The sequence below is a fragment of the Flavobacterium saccharophilum genome (genome assembly GCF_900142735.1).
In the GTDB taxonomy this organism is placed as follows: Bacteria; Bacteroidota; Bacteroidia; order Flavobacteriales; family Flavobacteriaceae; genus Flavobacterium; species Flavobacterium saccharophilum.
In genome coordinates, this window is record NZ_FRBY01000002.1 from 423,499 (window position 1) to 440,278 (window position 16,780).

Sequence of the window (16,780 nt, forward strand, 5' to 3'; positions counted from 1 at the left end):
GGGGACTTGGTTTTATTAGAAGATATATTTTAATTACACGTTTAAGAATCAAACTAAATTAAAAATCAGTTATTCGGAAATTCCGAACAAGTGCTAAGCCATCATTCCTTTTACATAAACCTCTACAAATTCCTTCATTTTAGCAATAATTCGATCTCCAATTACTCTTGCTTGAAGAATACTTGGTCTATTATCTAAACATTGAAAAACTTCGTCTTTTATTGGTTCTCGACCACTATAGATGTAAGCATCTATTAAAGCTTTGAATTGTGCTTTATCTAAATGTTCTTCTTCGCATAGTTTGCCTAATGCTAAAACTTTTTGATCTTGCCAGAATTTTTCAAATTCATCTTCGATTGAATCACCTTCTTTTATATGAGGCATATTCTCATCAATGAATTTCTGAATTAGCTCTCTTTTACTTCTTAATTGAATATCACCACCCAATAAATCGATAATAACTTTTCTTTGAGCAGCCGCTGTACTAGGAGTTTTAGCTCCTTTCAATTGCGCTAGTAATTTCAAAATGTAAGCAACATTGATTTGATCCCTATGAATCAATTCTAATTCAAAATCGATATCATCTAATATTGAAGATTTTTGTTTTTGATTGTCTTGTTTTACTTTTTCGTACAAGTCCAGATATTTGCTTTTATAATCTTCAAATTCCTGCTCATCAATCAGTAAATCTTCCCAATCAAAATCGGCATAAGATTGCAACACGTTCATGGCTCGCATTAATTTTCTGAAAGCTTGCACAAATTGTGCTTCATCTTCTTCGCTTTCTAAATCATCTACACTTTGATAATTCGGTGTTATTTCTCTCAATAATTTTAGAGCTTCATCAAACTTCTCTGCTATCTTTTCATAATCAGGCATGGTAACAACTTCTATTGCTTCTTTATTCGAAAATAAAGTAATGGCGTCATCTGTTGCCTTTTTAAGATTTCTGAAGGACAAAATATTTCCCTGCGACTTCTGTTCCCCTAAAATTCTATTTGTTCTTGAGTAAGCTTGTATTAAGCCATGTTGTTTTAGGTTTTTATCTACATATAGTGTATTTACTTTTTTGGCATCAAATCCAGTAAGCATCATATTTACAACAATTACAATGTCTAAGCGATCTTGCTCATTATTGAAGTTTTCTTTTTCACGATTTTTCAATCGTTTACTTATATTTTGGAAATATTTTTCGAATGATGAACTGTCTTTGTTTGTAAAACTGGTACCGTACATTGCATTATAATGTCCAATATACTTTTCTAATTTATCTCTGGTGTGACTAGATTGATAAGGAGTTCTTGGTTCTGCCAAAACATCAAAATCTACTTCATCAGATGGAAGAAAATCTTGCGCTTCGTCTGAATCTTCATTAGTGCCATATGTGAAAATAGTTGCAATACGCAGATCATGTTCTCCGGCTTCTTTCTTTTGCTGAAAAAGATCGTAGTATTGAATTACATTATCAATACTACTTACAGCTAAAAGTGCTGAATAATCTCTGCTAAAAGTTTTTTGATTGTGATAAGCAATAATATAATCAACAATTTTATTGATTCTTTTCTCCGAATCTAAAACTTCTTGCTTATCTATATCTTCAACTTCTATATCAATAAAAGTATTGCTCTTGTTTTTGTATTTACCAATATATTCAATTCCAAAACGCAATACATTTTGATCTCTAATTGCATCGGTGATCACATATTTATGCAGACAGTTGCCAAACAAATCTTTAGTGGTTCGTTTTCCTAAATCATTTTTAGAAGCGTTTTCTGCAAATATGGGTGTTCCTGTAAAACCAATTAACTGACTTTTTTCAAAGAATTTTGTAATACGTTCATGCGTTTCTCCAAATTGAGAACGGTGACATTCATCAAAAATAAAAACGATTTTCTTATGTCTCAAAGGTTCAATATTTCCTTTGAAACGTTCTGAAACTGCATTGTTTAATTTCTGAATAGTAGTTAATACCAATTTTGTATTATCCGTCAACTGTCTGATAAGAGATTGTGTGTTATCAGTAACATCAACACTGTCTTTTTTGAAAGCATTGAACTCGTTCATAGTTTGGTAATCCAAATCTTTTCTATCGACTACAAAAACAACTTTATAAACGTCTGGCAATTCCATCAAAATTTGACTTGCCTTGAAAGAAGTTAATGTTTTTCCAGAGCCAGTTGTATGCCAAATGTAAGCATTGTCACTAGAGTTTTTAACCTGATGTATAATAGCTTCTGTTGCGAAATATTGATAAGGACGCAACACCATCATTACTTTGTGAGTTTCGTTAATTACGATATAATGCGCTATCATTTTACCCAAATGAACAGGATTCAGAAAGGCAGTAGTAAAAGCGGTTAATTCCGTGATATTTTTATTATTGACATCTGCCCAAAAGAACGTTTGCTTAACAGATTGCAATTTGTTATTTGCCAAATATTTGGTATTAACACCATTGCTTATCACAAACAATTGCACATATTGAAACAATCCATGATTGCTCCAAAAGGAATGCATTTGGTAACGATTGATTTGATTGAAAGCTTCTTTGATTTCTATTCCCGAACGTTTCAATTCTATTTGCACTAAAGGCAAACCGTTGACTAATAAAGTTACATCAAAACGATTTTTATAACTTCCTTCTAAACTGATTTGATTGGTAACCTGATATAAATTTTGAGTAGAATCTTCTGTGTTAAAAAAACGAACATAAAACGAAGTGCCATCTTCTTTAGTCAATTGAAAATAATCACGAAGTGTTTTGGCTTTTTCAAAAACATTTCCTTTGGCTAAATGATTTAAAATTGCATCAAATTCTTTGGCACTAAAATTAGTTTCATTAAAAACTTCTAATTGCTTTTTTAAATTAGAAACCAAAGCGTCTCCATCTACAATTTTTACAGATGAATATTGTAAACCAATCAATTGCTTGATTAAGTTGTTTTCTAAGACGGCTTCGGATTGATGGCTCATACTTTATTATTTAATTTTCATCTTAAAAAATTTGTCCTTCATTAAATTTAAAAATTTCAATCACTTTTTTTAATTTTTCTTCCTTTACACAAAAATTATAAACTCTTTCCCAGGAAAGAAAATGAATGTCAAAATCTGTTTTACGACCGAAATTTTCAATATCTTCTTCACTAGCAGGGATAAGTCCGATATAAAACGCTTTTTTACAATCAATTACAAATTTAACAGCTTGGAGCACGACTTCATTCCTTCCTATTTTTCTATTCTCTTTATACCTTGGTTCTTCTATGCCATTATTAAAGTCCTTTAAAGCACAATTGTCAAATAATAATTTTTTCAAATGAAGCTGAAAAAATAAATTAGATGAAGACCCCGTGTATTTTTCTTCCCTTTCAAATTTTTCAAACTGTCTTTCTAAGTACCATTTTTTACTTTGAGAAGTCTTTACTTTACCTTCTATAAATAAAACTTTTTTGTCTTTTGGATCTTCATATTCAATAATTATAACCAAATCAGAATCGCCAAAACGAGAAAACGATTGTTCTAGCAGAATTGTGTAATCAGTAATTATTTTTTCTGATTCTTCAATTTCAGGTATGTTAATTAATTTTATAAATTCACGCATTAACTGCTTATCCTCGCCAATAGAGAATATCAAAGAATTAATTATGCCACGTTCTGAATAGCCTAGAATTTTCATATTTTATTCTTTTTACATACCGAAATTATTAATCCTCGTATTTAATCATTGCCTGACAATATACAAAATGAAAAGAGTCTTTATTTGAGACTGACACGCCACCTTGAAGTTTGTATCCTTTTTCTAAATAATAGATGACGCTCTTTTCAAAATCAGTGCGAAAAATTTCAAAATCCAGATTTTGATTATTTTCTAAAATTGCACTTTCTTCAATTTTTAGCTTCTGTATTTCACTTTTTGCTTCAGCAATTTTTTTAGCAATAGCTACGATGTTTCTTTGATGGTTTTTAATTTTTTCAGAGAATTCTGCTTTATAGCCATCCTCTAAATTACGTGAATATTCTAGGGGATGCGAATTATTGTATTTTGCTTTATAAAATAAAATTTCGTCCATAGTTACTTTATAAGTTGAAAAATCTTCAACTGTTTGCAAAAGAGTATCAACGTATTTAATTTCTTCTTCAAGAAGTATTTTTTTGTTTTCCTGGATTACAATTTCATCTTCAATATTTTTTATAGTTAAAGCTAACTTTAGACCATTTCCCTTGTTTGGTTGGGAATAATATTGGTTTTCTTCATAATTAGCTTTCCTAACTTCTACAACTATATAATCTATAATTTTTCTATTCATAATTATACAAACATTTGCTGTAACAAACCTTTTTTAAATGTTTGTGTTTGGGTAATTTGTTTATTGGTACTTTCTATTTTTGTATCGATACCTGATAAAAAATTTGCTATTTTTTGTTGTTCTTGAAATGAAGGTATAGTTAATGAAATATTCAAAAAATCATTTACCCCAATGTTCAATAACCCGTGATTTCTTGCACCCTCTTGGGCTACCTTTTCGATTTCTTTATTATGAAGTCCAAATTCAAAATATTGCTCCATATAATTTAATGAGACCATATTATTAAAGCAAAAACATATATATAAAGTTGAAACAACACCTTTTTCATATTTTTTTAGTCTTTTAATAGCTCCCATTGGATATCCATTGGAGTAACTTTTATTATAAGCAAAATCATTTTTTTCTAGAAGATAATATTTTGTAACATCTTTTGCTGAAACAGATTTATTGAAATATTCTAATTGACTAACTAATCCAAGTTGAGCCGATATCGTTAAAACATTAAGATTATTTTCTTTATTTTTTCTAACAACTCTATTTGCAACTTCCCCCAACTTCTTCTCCTCCCAATCCGGATAATCCTCCCCATTGTCATCTTTAAACCGCAATTTACCAGAGAACAATTTTTGCATTACGCCCTTTTTGTATTTTTCTAATAATTCTTTTTTGCGAGAAAGTTGCTGTATTTTTTCATCCACTGCACTTAAAAAAGAGGCTATTTTTTGTTGTTCTGGGAGGCTCGGTATAATAATTGGCAATGTTTTAATATCACCTATCGTAAAACCTTTAATAGAAGTTCCTTGAGAAAAATTAACTAAAATTTGTTTCTTAGCTATTAAAAAATAACCAACAAAATAGCTGTTACATTTATTTGGAATGAAATTACAAAAATCTTGACTTGTACATAATTCAATTTTATTAATTGCTAATTTTCCAACCCCAACTCTTGAAACTAATAATATACTATTAGCTGGAATAATTTTAGTTGCACTTTCTTTGACAGCATCTTCATTAAGAAATCGATGGATATTAATTTCATGAAGATTTCCATCATAGATATCAGAACTAGAAATCCAAGGAATATTACCTTTCCAATGTTTTTCGTTTGTAGTACTTGGAGTTCCTCCACCTTTAAATTCGCCTAAACTACCAAATTTTTTTAATGCAAATTCATTATTAAATTCCTTAAACCTCAATTTCGGAACTAATTTTTTTTTCTTCTCGCTATGTAAAGTTACTGTACTCATTAAAATGGTCTTTCAATTCCTAATTCCTCACAAAAATCAGCAATAGTAGTATCTGTAGCTTTACCAAAAATTGCTAATTCTCTTAATTCATCCGTTATTACTTTTAAATCTATAGTATTTTCTTCTTCAAAAGTATCTACATAACGAGGAATATTCAGATTGTAATCTTGAGACACAATAAATTGCGTCTGTACGAGATGGCTATATTTTTCTTCTGTTGAGCGATTTTTGTATGTGTCAATGATTTTGCCAATATCCTCTGTACGCAATACATTTTGTGTTTTTACCTTTTCGAAATGCTGGCTGGCATCAATAAACAAAATGTCATTTGGATTTTCTCTTCTTTTCTTCAAAACTAAAATACAAGTCGGAATACTTGTACCGTAAAAAATATTGGCTGGCAAACCAATTACGGCATCCAGATAATTTTTATCTTTTATCAAATATTCACGTATGTGTCCTTCGGCACCGCCACGAAATAAAACACCGTGAGGCAGGACAACTGCCATTGTTCCGTTATCGTCTAATTGGTGCACCATGTGTTGTACAAAAGCAAAATCGGCTTTACTGCTTGGAGCTAATTTACCGTAAGCAGAAAAACGTTCGTCATTCATAAACAAAGGACTTGCGCTCCAATTTGCAGAAAATGGAGGATTTGCAACAATAGCTTCAAAACGCATATCGTAATGTTGGGGGCGTTCTAAGGTATCTTCGTTTTTAATATCAAAACGTTTGTAATGTACATCGTGCATAATCATGTTCATACGACATAAGTTATAAGTTGTAGGATTCATTTCCTGTCCGAAAAAAGCATTAACCGTTTTTACTTCTTTGGCAACACGTAATAATAAGGATCCAGAACCACAAGTTGGGTCATAAACACTTTTAAGTTTGTCTTTACCAACCGTTACCAATTGTGCCAAAATACTACTTACTTGTTGTGGCGTATAAAATTCACCTGCTTTTTTTCCCGCACCACTAGCAAATTTTCCAATTAAATATTCGTAGGCATCTCCCAAAACATCACTATCGACATTTTCTAAATCAAAATCAATTTCATCCAAATGCACAAGTACTTTGACAATCAATTCATTTTTATCTGATTCAGATTTTCCTAATTTATGAGAAGTTAAATCCAAGTCGGAAAATAAATTTCCAAAATCTTCTTCACTTTCAGTGCCCATTGTACTTTGCTCAATGTGCGTCAATACTTTGGCTAAATCTCCTAAAATAAAATTATTTTTTCCGCCTGCATTTCCTCTTCTCGCCAATTCAGAAAATAATTCAGATGGTTCTAAGAAAAAACCAAGTTTATCAATCGCTAATGATTTTAATTCCTGCATTAATAAAGCTTCGTCTGAATGTCCTTCAACTTCCTGAAAAGTCAAACCATCTGGCTTCAGGATTTCGTTGGCATACAGATCCATTTTTGTACTCAAATACTTGTAGAAAATAAAACCTAATATGTAATCTCTGAAATCATCAGCATCCATTTTCCCACGAAGGGTGTTAGCGATATTCCAGAGTTGTTGTTCTAATTTTTGTTTTTGTTCGGCTGCCATTAAGCAATTATTGTTTTGAATTTATTATGAGTGCTAAAGTATTGAATATATATGGAAGGGTAAAGAGGAAAGCAATAAAGTACTTTAAAAAATATTTTTCATCTTCCAATTTGAAATAATTAATTTAATACTCCATTATCCAATAAAATAATATCTTTAAAATCCATTTACTGCTCATTTTTATTTCTGTAATAGGAAATTATAGCATCACATATTTTACTTATTGAAAAAGCACTAGCGACAAGTTTAAAACATTTCGCTGCACGGTAAGCTCTTTCCGCGGGTAAACACGCAAACAAAACAATCAAAAAACATACTAAACAAGACATTATTATTAAATTATTCATCACATCTATATTTTTATTAGAATTCATTTTCTCACTTAAGTTTACAAATTGAAGAATCATTTTTTTAATATGGTGTGACATCAAATTATCACATTTATTAAATTAAAATTCATCGCAATTCGTTTTGCGAAGATATTTGTGTGACATGAAAAAAAATAGGACACATAAAAACATAAAAAAAAGAATTATAAAACTTTAATAATCAATATATTGAGATTTTATTTGAATTTTAAAGAATTAAAAATCCAACAATAATAAGATTTTCAAGAGGACAAATCCGGCAAATTTTTTTTTGTCCTCTTTATTGAAATATATAATGATAGATAAAAAGCTTCACAAATAATATAACAAGAAGAGACAGTAATATACTGTCTCTTCTTTTTTGAACTTAAATTCATTAATCCTTTGGCTTATGGATATGAGGTTTGAGATCAGGATGTTTTTCCCGCTTTTCTGGTGTAACTCGTCTTCTTTCATCTGGAGTTCCATCTGGTTTATTTGGTTTCGGTCCTGGCTTAATAGCTTCAATTGTTCCCATAATATTTATTTTATTTATTAATTAAGATTGAGTGACTATCACTTATCTTAAACCAAATAACCTGAATAAATTCAAATTTAATTTATGGAAAACCATAAATAAAAAAAAATATGTTCCTGCTCGCATCGATACTAAGTGGTTTCATAACTAGTTTTTATTTTTAGTTTAGATAAACCCGTATAAGTACGCATTGCTTTGTATTTAATAATTGGTACTCTTGTTATAAATTAATTTAAGGAATTATGGTTTTCCGTAAGGAGTTTAACTTTTAAATTCTAAAATTTGTTTGATGTTGAAAATCATAAGATTTTCATTTTTGTTTTAAATTAAAATAAAATACAGTTGAAAGATACATTTCTATTAAAAGAAATTGCAGATTGGCAATTAGATTCTGAAACGTCAATAGTAGAATTACCCTCTGTTCAAAGAGGTTTTGTTTGGAAACCAAAACAAATAGAGGATTTATGGGATTCTATCTTGAGAGGATATCCTATAGGTTCTTTTTTGTTTTCAAAAACTAGCAGCAAACTACATTTGATGGATGGCCAACAAAGAGCAACATCCATATTTTTAGGACATTTTAATCCTTACAATGCAAATGATGCTACCAAAGCGTGGGCTATAAAAGGAGAATTACCAATTGTTTGGTTAGATATTAAACCTGAGATAAAACCAGAGACAAGTAAATATTTATTCCGTTTAACAACGCGTTCGCATCCTTGGGGCTATCAGGCAAATAATAATGACAAAAAGTTAACCGTATCAGAAAGACGAAAAGCTTTAGACTTATTTAAACTACATCACGATAATAAAGGAGGTTATACCTCATTTAAGAACACAACGACATTTCCGTTTGATGCTTCATATCCTATACCATTAGCTTTTATTATTGAATCAAAAGATAGTGATGAGCTAATAGTAAAACTAGAAGAACATTTACCTGATTACTTTTCTACCTTAAGAGGTGGTTTTGCAGACAAAAATGAATTTGTTAATCTACTTAAGACAGAATTAAAACAAGAACTGTACGATATTTTTGATAGTGTAAAGAAACTTGGCAAGCTACAAATCAAATCAAATATCATTGAAGATCGGGTTTTACAGGAAGAAAACGAAACTGAAAACCCTACTCTATTTGTTAGAATAAATTCATCAGGAACGACCTTAAATGGGGATGATCTAATCTATTCTATTTACAAAGCAATTTTTCCAGATGCCAAGAAGTTAATGGAAAACATTGGTTTAGATTTTATTACGCCTACACAAGTACTTTCATTAGCTTCTCGTATAGTAGCTTCTGATCTAAGCCAAAATACCTATGTTAAGAAAATTAATGTAAGAGATTTTCAGCGTAGGATAAAAAATGATGAATTTAAAGAAGGCTTGAAAAATCAAATTCAAACGCAAGAATTAAAATTGTTATTTGCACAAGCAATAAAAATTTTATCCTGTGAAGATAACTCGTTATTTGACGGTAAAGTCCCACCAGTCATTATTAAACAGTTTATTAAAAGAAATCAAGATTTATTTTTGTTCTTTGTTTATTGGCTACGAATCAATAAAATAGAATTAACCGACCAGATTAAACTTAAAATGGCAGGTAAATTATTCTCATTTGCTTGGTTTGATTTTGCTGATATTCCACGCTTGTGGAATAAAAAAATTGATACTAAACAATTCTGGGAAGAACCTTTGAATGAATTATTCTGGTGGGATGATAACTACGGCATCCACTTTTTGATTCAACCTGATTTATTAAGAAAATATTATTTACAACCAAAAGTAGAAAATAGGTTTATCAGTGAAGATAAAGATAGATGGGGTCTTTTGGAGGAAGGAGTTGGTACCGAAATAATAAAGTATTACAATAATGTCAAAGCACAAAATTATGATTTCCCAACAGCAAATGAATACTTCTATAAATTCATCGGCAGAATTCAACACAACAGACAACTAATTTTATTGGCACAAAGAGAATACATTAATACCTCTTTTGGAGATTACAATCAAATGGATGATATGGATGACACTAATGTTCCTTGGGATTGGGATCACATATATCCAAGCGAATGGGTTTATCGCAAAGAGTATTGTAATAGAAGTATTAGAGATTGGAATAATTCAAACGGAAATTTCCGAGCTATGTCACTTGAGCAAAACAGAAGTGAAAGTAATACAGCTTCTCCTAAAGAACGACTTTCTCTCGCTGAAATAAGAAAATACTCATTTATAAATGAAGATTGGCAGTATTGGCAAAATTTAGAGAAAAGAATTTGGGATGATAAAGTAGAAAATCATTTTCGAGCAATAACTTCTAGAATGATAAATATTTATGGGAAATTTTGGGATGATTTTAAAATAGATGAATTAATAAACATAAATACTCCTTAACAATTACATATTTAATTAAGCATGAAAAGCAAAATAATCCAACTGCGTACTTTCCTAAAACGAAACAAAATATTTTTTGAAGTTTTAGCAGCAACTGCATTAACCATAACAAGTATTTTTGTCTCTTTTAAAGCAAATAACATATCCAAGAGACAAATGGAAATTATGGAATTGGAAAATACTCCAAGAATAGAAATTCAGAGAACACAATTATTTACCGATTCAACAAAAACTTATCAAGTAACTAAATGGCTAGTTTTTAATAATAATAGTAAGATATCAAATTTTGAAATTGAGAAAGAGATTTCCTATCTTAATATAGCTAAAAAAAACAGAGAAGAAATAAGCATTCCTGTAATAGAATATCTGAATCCCTCAGGTAAATTAAGTGGACAAAACGAAGGTTTAATATATGAATTTGATAACATTAATAGTTTTCATGACGAGTTTGTAACTAGCCAAAAACTTTTAGAATACGGGGCTGTTGATGTAAAAAGTTTTATTGAAATATCATATCATGATGTTTTGGGAAGAAAAGAAATAAAGTATTTTCAAATATTACCGTTAATTCAAGAAATTTCAAAAACTGATTGGGATTTGACATATGAAGATTGGAGTAATAAAAGCAATAATGCTATATATCTAAAATATATTGAAAAGAACATTAAGCAAATAAAAAAATAAAAATTCGGATAACTTAAAAGTCTTTTCTGACTTTGCAAAATTTCTATAAAACCTTAAAGGCTAGTACTCCAAAAGTACCGCTTTTAGGGTTTTCTTTTTTACCTCTCTCTTACTGATATTATCATTCTATTAATTTTAAAAAACCTTTTACTACCACTTTAATAACTTTTCCTAGCAATCTCTTAGAAATACCAAGCCATATATTTACGAATCGATCTAATCAAAACAGTACAATCATGAGTAAATTTTCCGAGCAGGTACACGTTTCTATCAGCAGTTTTTCGCAAAACGTTATTTATTACGATTTGCAGCTTTCTCAAAAAATGGCAGAGCATCATTATTTTTCTTTTATGTGGCAGTACACCGCCAAAGCCGTAATCGAACCCACTGATCAGGCGGCTGCTTTAAGCAAACATATTGGCGCAGAAGTTATTTTTACGTTTAAAGTCAACGGCATCCAATTAATGTCCAAAGGAATCATAAACGGCGTTGAATCGGTTGACCGCCACGGAAGTCCGGCCGGAATATTGGTTTCGGGAATCAGCCACACCGTTGTCATTGATGACATGAAAAAATCAAGAATCTTTATGGAAAAGAACCTTCAGGATATTGCACTGGAAATCTTTTCAGAAGAAAGTTCCGGAGAGTTTTATCAGCGTGAAGCCATTTTGCTCACTTACACCAAACCCTTCAAATACAAACCCCAATACAACGAAACCAGTTTTGAATTCCTAAAACGATTAGCAACACGTTACGGACAATGGTTTTACTTCGACGGCATGCGCATGCAATTCGGGCAAACGAAAACCAGCAAAGTAAAACTCATTAACGGTTCTTCGCTTCATCAATTTAAGATTCAGGCACAGTTGGTTTCGCATAAAACTTCTTTTGGCGGATACGACGCCAACAACGCATCAAACATCAAAAACGCCTCTGAAAAAAGCACCAGCGGAAGTCAGGATCGTTTTGCAAAATCGGTTGGTTTCAATCAGGGATCAATCGCACGTCAGGGTTTAAGCAATGGCGCGTATACCAACAACGCCCAAAACAAAGACGAAATCGACGAAATGGTCAAACTGCAAACCGCAGGCAGAGATGCCAACAGTATTTTTTACAGCGGTACCTCCTATTTACCAATCGGTCTCGGACAAGTTTTCACCATCCAAAACAAAACCGTAGAACACGAATTAATAGCCATCGAAATAACCCACCACTCCGAAGTAAACGGAAACTACAGCTGCGAATTCAAAGCCATTCCCGCCGATGTCGCCGCACCACATTACACAGACGTAACCTCTTTCGCCACCGCCGACAGCCAGTCCGCCTTGGTAAAAGACAACAACGACCCCGAAGGCATGGGCCGCATCAAAGTCGATTTCTATTGGCCCGGCTGGGGAAATACGAGTGAATGGATGCGCGTAGTACAACCCTATGCAGGCGCAGATAAAGGACTCTACTTCAGACCCGAAATTGGCGAGGAAGTCCGCATAGCTTTCGAAGGCAACAATGTCGATTGTCCCTATGTATCCGGAACGTATTACAACGGACAGGCAAAACCTGAATTCTTCGATTCCGATAATAGTATAAAAGGCTGGAAATTAAGATTTGGACAGTTATTCAAATTCATTGAAAAAGTTGGCATCTGGCTTTCTGACCCGAGCGGAAATGAAATTCATTTGGATGAGGAGGGTAAAAATATAAATGCCACCACTCCGGAAACTTTCACCATACGTGCTAAGAATATTGTTTTTGAAGCTACTGAAAGTATTACTTATACGGCTGGAATGCATATTACAGAGGATGCTGGACTTAACCATACTATCAAAGCCGGAGCAAATATGATACAAAATGCAGAAGAAGATTATTATGTAAGAGCTAAAAACATTACAAAACTCGCAAGTGAAAACTATTCTGCAGATGCGAAAGATATATCCAGAAATGCTTCTGGTAAAATTGAATCTATTTCCTTTGGTGATCACACTCAAAATAGCAAAGGTAAGTTTGAAAACAACTCAGGTGAAAACTCAACTAACTGTTGATTATGGGAAAGATAACTATACTAGCAAATAATATTTCCGAAGAAGCTTCAGGAAATATTCGAAGTGATGCATCATATATTGTCAATCAATCAGGAGGTAAAATAATTCAAAATAGCGAGAAAGGGATTAATTATAACAATTATCAGGATAGACAACCACCAACTGATATACGCATTAAAAAAGTAGAAGGACCATATGATAGTAATGATAAATTGATTGATAAAATTGAGTTAGGCAAGTTTTATTCTTTTAAAGCCACTCCTACTCGAAAACCAACATTTATTGAAATTGCTTTGCTAAAATGGGCTATAAAACTTGATGATAATAAAAAGGAAATAATTGATGGAGTAGCCTCACAAAATAAATTAGAAGGAGAAAAAATAAGAATTTCATTTAAGATTAATCATGATTTTGAGAAAGCAAGAATTTATGCTTTTTATCAAAAGCCTGATGATTTGGTTAGTGTTGAACTGAGTTTGAAGAAACTTAAATTTCCGATGTTGATATTGCAAAGTATAAGCAGAAAAGGAAAAAAAACAATTTTAAATTCTAAAGGGTTTAAAGAAAGTAGTAATGAAATTGCTGTAGATCTATTGTATAATGACTATCAAGAAAATGAAGTCGGATTTCAAAAATTAAGAACTGAAATTTATAACGAATCATTTGCCACTCATAAACAAGATGGCACATTTGATTTTAAGGCTAGAGATAAAAAAGCTTCGGAAAAGACTGATTTGATAATAGAAAAGATTATGCTTTTTTCTAAGAAAAATGATAATGAATTATTTGAAATCTTCAGAAGTAATGCAGAATCTGTTTCAAGAGGAAAATTAGAAGATAACATTCTTAGAATGATCTTAAAAATGGAAAACAACGAAGGGGGTGAATATTCAAATAGTGATTTAACAAACGCTGTAATAGAGCATGAAAACACACAAACATTTATTTCGAATGTAAAAAAATGGACAACACATTATTTAAAATTAGATAAAATTAAAAATAACTTAGAAACATTAAGAATAGTTGATGATTCAGAAGGATTGATTTATAATTCTAATTTTAAAGAAATAGTTGACAAACCCAGATTTAACAACTATTCAGATACTTTATCAGGGATTCAAATTGCTATAAATGATGTATGGTCGTATAAAATTTTTATTACACAATTGAATTTAGACAATAATAATCCTCACGGAGAATTACATTTTGATTTTTATGATCACTTTGGTCTTGATTTTCCAGATATAGAAAAATATGATAATGACATTTTTATTGCTTGGTTTATATTACAACACTTTAGAGGTTATAAACCATTTATTACTAGAGTTTCTTTTGCATCAAAATTTTAATAAACTATGAATAAAACTTATTTTTTTAGTTCGAAAAAAATATTGGAGTTTTCAATAATTCTGGTATTATCTTTTTGGATATTTTCTATCCAATTTGGAGGTATTCCTTCTGGAGAATGGTTATCCTTAAATGTTTTTCCAATAATTGCGGGGCTTCTTACTTGGATTATTTTTAATATAATTTTATTAATCATAAAAAATAACTCGCAAAACATCAAATATCTATTTTGCTTTATTGTCACAGTAATACCCTCAATTATAATAATTCTATTTCTTTTGAAAAAGATGTGAAATTTGAATTTTGAAAATTTAATATTCTATATGAGCTCTATTCTGCGAAAATTTTCTTGATTCTCTAATAAACTTTTTCAAAGGCTTGATAAAAAAAAGTTAAAACTGTTTTGTCAAATATTGTCAATATTAAGTCAAAAGCTCTTTAATATTTTGGCAATCCATTGGAAATACCCAGACCTATATTTACGAAACGATCTAATCAAAACAGTACAATCATGAGTAAATTTTCCGAGCAGGTACACATTTCTATCAGCAGTTTTTCGCAAAACGTTATTTATTACGATTTGCAGCTTTCACAAAAAATGACAGAGCATCATAATTTTTCTTTTATGTGGCAGTATACCGCCAAAGCCGTAATCGAGCCCGCTGATCAGGCGGCTGCTTTGAGCAAACATATAGGTGCAGAAGTCATTTTCACGTTTAAAGTCAACGGCATTCAATTAATGTCTAAAGGAATAATAAACGGCGTTGAATCGGTTGACCGCCACGGAAGTCCGGCCGGAATATTGGTTTCAGGAATCAGCCATACGGTTGTCATTGATGACATGAAAAAATCCAGAATCTTTCTCGAAAAGAATCTTCAGGATATTGCACTGGAAATCTTTTCAGAAGAAAGTTCCGGAGAATTTTATCAGCGCGAAGCCATCTTGCCTACTTTCACAAAACCCTTCAAATACAAACCGCAATACAACGAAACCAGTTTTGAATTCCTGAAACGATTAGCAACACGTTACGGACAATGGTTTTATTTTGACGGCATGCGCATGCAATTCGGCCAAACCAAAACTAGCAAAGTAAAACTCATCAACGGTTCTTCGCTGCATCACTTTAAGATTCAGGCACAGTTGGTTTCGCATAAAACTTCTTTTGGCGGATACGATTCCAACAACGCATCAAACATCAAAAACGCCTCCGAAAAAAGCTCCAGCGGAAGTCAGGATCGTTTTGCAAAATCGGTTGGTTTCAATCAGGGATCGATCGCGCGTCAGGGTTTAAGCAATGCCGCCTATACCAACAACGCTCAAACCAAAGATGAAATCGACGGAATGGTCAAACTGCAAACCGCAGGCAGAGACGCCAACAGTATTTTTTACAGCGGTACCTCCTATTTACCAATCGGCCTCGGACAAGTTTTCACCATCCAAAACAAAACCGTAGAACACGAACTAGTAGCCATCGAAATAACCCACCACTCCGAAGTAAACGGAAACTACAGCTGCGAGTTCAAAGCCATCCCCGCCGATGTCGCCGCACCGCATTACACCGACGTCACCTCTTTCGCAACCGCCGAAAGCCAGTCCGCCCTCGTAAAAGACAACAACGACCCCGAAGGCATGGGCCGCATCAAAGTCGATTTCTATTGGCCCGGCTGGGGAAATACGAGTGAATGGATGCGTATGATACAGCCTCACTCTGGCTCAGGAAAAGGATTTTATTTTATTCCTGAAATTGGCGAAGAAGTATTAATAGGTTTTGAAGGTAGCAATGTTGATTGTCCTTTCGTTATGGGAACCCAATACAACGGACAAGCATCTTCTGGCTACAGCACACCCAAAAATGATTTAAAAGTCATTCGAACCCGATCTGGAATTATAATAATTCTTAACGATGCTGATGGAAGCGTTTTAATCCAAGACCCAAGCGGAAACAAATATTTCATGGACGGAAATGGAAATATAGAGTTAGAAGCTCCCAAAAATATGACTTTCAATGCAGGAGAAGACATCAATATGAATGCAGGACAAAACATGACCACAACAATAGGACTCAATAAAACGGATACTATTGGCGGCAATCATACTGAAACTATTACTGGCTCGAAAACCATTTCTATTGGTATCAATTTTATCCTAAATGTTATAGGAAACATGGCTGAATGGATAAAAGGAAATAAAGAAACGGAGAGTAAAGATATTAAGGAAATGGCTCAGGAAGTACTTTTAAACAGTGTTGAGAAAAGTATAAATGTAAGAGGTGCCAAAAATGTAAACAACCACAGTGGCGAAACATCTAAAAACGGTTAAT

Annotated in this window: 11 protein-coding genes; 5 read left to right on the plus strand and 6 right to left on the minus strand. The window is 32.1% G+C overall.

Annotated features, from left to right (window positions below):
• Nucleotides 1-93: 93 nt before the first annotated feature.
• The 6 genes from BUA98_RS07365 to BUA98_RS22465 all read right to left on the minus strand — a co-directional run bounded on the left by BUA98_RS07365 (nt 94) and on the right by BUA98_RS22465 (nt 7,998).
• Nucleotides 94-2,973, minus strand: coding sequence for a type I restriction endonuclease subunit R (locus BUA98_RS07365; protein ID WP_072970967.1), 2,880 nt, complete (start codon nt 2,971-2,973; stop codon nt 94-96).
• Nucleotides 2,974-2,995: 22 nt separating this feature from the next.
• Entirely contained in the window at nt 2,996-3,673 is a 678-nt protein-coding gene (locus BUA98_RS07370; protein ID WP_072970968.1) for a hypothetical protein, read from the minus strand.
• Nucleotides 3,674-3,701: 28 nt separating this feature from the next.
• The gene (locus BUA98_RS07375) at nt 3,702-4,304 is read right to left on the minus strand and encodes a hypothetical protein (RefSeq protein WP_072970969.1); all 603 of its coding nucleotides are present in this window, start codon (nt 4,302-4,304) and stop codon (nt 3,702-3,704) included.
• A gap of 2 nt (nt 4,305-4,306) precedes the next feature.
• Nucleotides 4,307-5,551 carry a restriction endonuclease subunit S gene (locus BUA98_RS07380; RefSeq protein WP_072970970.1) on the minus strand — a complete coding sequence of 415 codons (1,245 nt, stop codon included), beginning with the start codon at nt 5,549-5,551 and terminating at the stop codon, nt 4,307-4,309.
• A complete protein-coding gene (locus tag BUA98_RS07385) occupies nt 5,551-7,113 on the minus strand; it encodes a type I restriction-modification system subunit M (RefSeq protein ID WP_072970971.1) in 1,563 nt (520 codons plus the stop codon). Before BUA98_RS07385 ends, BUA98_RS07380 begins: the two co-directional genes overlap by 1 nt.
• Nucleotides 7,114-7,857: 744 nt before the next feature.
• Nucleotides 7,858-7,998 (minus strand): hypothetical protein, encoded by a 141-nt coding sequence (locus tag BUA98_RS22465; RefSeq protein ID WP_167547712.1) that lies wholly within the window; start codon nt 7,996-7,998, stop codon nt 7,858-7,860.
• A gap of 342 nt (nt 7,999-8,340) precedes the next feature.
• Between BUA98_RS22465 and BUA98_RS22160 the strand changes: the two genes are divergently transcribed.
• The 5 genes from BUA98_RS22160 to BUA98_RS07415 all read left to right on the plus strand — a co-directional run bounded on the left by BUA98_RS22160 (nt 8,341) and on the right by BUA98_RS07415 (nt 16,779).
• Nucleotides 8,341-10,389: a GmrSD restriction endonuclease domain-containing protein gene (locus BUA98_RS22160; protein ID WP_159433459.1), complete on the plus strand. Its 2,049-nt coding sequence runs from the start codon at nt 8,341-8,343 to the stop codon at nt 10,387-10,389.
• Between the two features lie 21 nt (nt 10,390-10,410).
• Entirely contained in the window at nt 10,411-11,073 is a 663-nt protein-coding gene (locus BUA98_RS07400) for a hypothetical protein (RefSeq protein WP_139256996.1), read from the plus strand.
• Nucleotides 11,074-11,309: 236 nt separating this feature from the next.
• Entirely contained in the window at nt 11,310-13,112 is a 1,803-nt protein-coding gene (locus BUA98_RS07405) for a type VI secretion system Vgr family protein (protein WP_072970974.1), read from the plus strand.
• Nucleotides 13,113-13,114: 2 nt separating this feature from the next.
• A complete protein-coding gene (locus BUA98_RS07410) occupies nt 13,115-14,461 on the plus strand; it encodes a DUF3289 family protein (protein WP_139256997.1) in 1,347 nt (448 codons plus the stop codon).
• 509 nt (nt 14,462-14,970) lie between these two features.
• Nucleotides 14,971-16,779 carry a type VI secretion system Vgr family protein gene (locus BUA98_RS07415; RefSeq protein ID WP_072970976.1) on the plus strand — a complete coding sequence of 603 codons (1,809 nt, stop codon included), beginning with the start codon at nt 14,971-14,973 and terminating at the stop codon, nt 16,777-16,779.
• Nucleotide 16,780: the final 1 nt, after the last annotated feature.

Bases quoted from the DNA above. Each gene is read 5' to 3' on its own strand.
- BUA98_RS07385 (WP_072970971.1), bottom strand. From the start codon at position 7,113: ATGGCAGCCGAACAAAAACAAAAATTAGAACAACAACTCTGGAATATC.
- BUA98_RS07380 (WP_072970970.1), bottom strand. From the start codon at position 5,551: ATGAGTACAGTAACTTTACATAGCGAGAAGAAAAAAAAATTAGTTCCG.
- BUA98_RS22465 (WP_167547712.1), bottom strand. From the start codon at position 7,998: ATGGGAACAATTGAAGCTATTAAGCCAGGACCGAAACCAAATAAACCA.
- BUA98_RS07370 (WP_072970968.1), bottom strand. From the start codon at position 3,673: ATGAAAATTCTAGGCTATTCAGAACGTGGCATAATTAATTCTTTGATA.
- BUA98_RS07410 (WP_139256997.1), top strand. From the start codon at position 13,115: ATGGGAAAGATAACTATACTAGCAAATAATATTTCCGAAGAAGCTTCA.
- BUA98_RS07375 (WP_072970969.1), bottom strand. From the start codon at position 4,304: ATGAATAGAAAAATTATAGATTATATAGTTGTAGAAGTTAGGAAAGCT.
- BUA98_RS07365 (WP_072970967.1), bottom strand. From the start codon at position 2,973: ATGAGCCATCAATCCGAAGCCGTCTTAGAAAACAACTTAATCAAGCAA.
- BUA98_RS07415 (WP_072970976.1), top strand. From the start codon at position 14,971: ATGAGTAAATTTTCCGAGCAGGTACACATTTCTATCAGCAGTTTTTCG.
- BUA98_RS07400 (WP_139256996.1), top strand. From the start codon at position 10,411: ATGAAAAGCAAAATAATCCAACTGCGTACTTTCCTAAAACGAAACAAA.
- BUA98_RS07405 (WP_072970974.1), top strand. From the start codon at position 11,310: ATGAGTAAATTTTCCGAGCAGGTACACGTTTCTATCAGCAGTTTTTCG.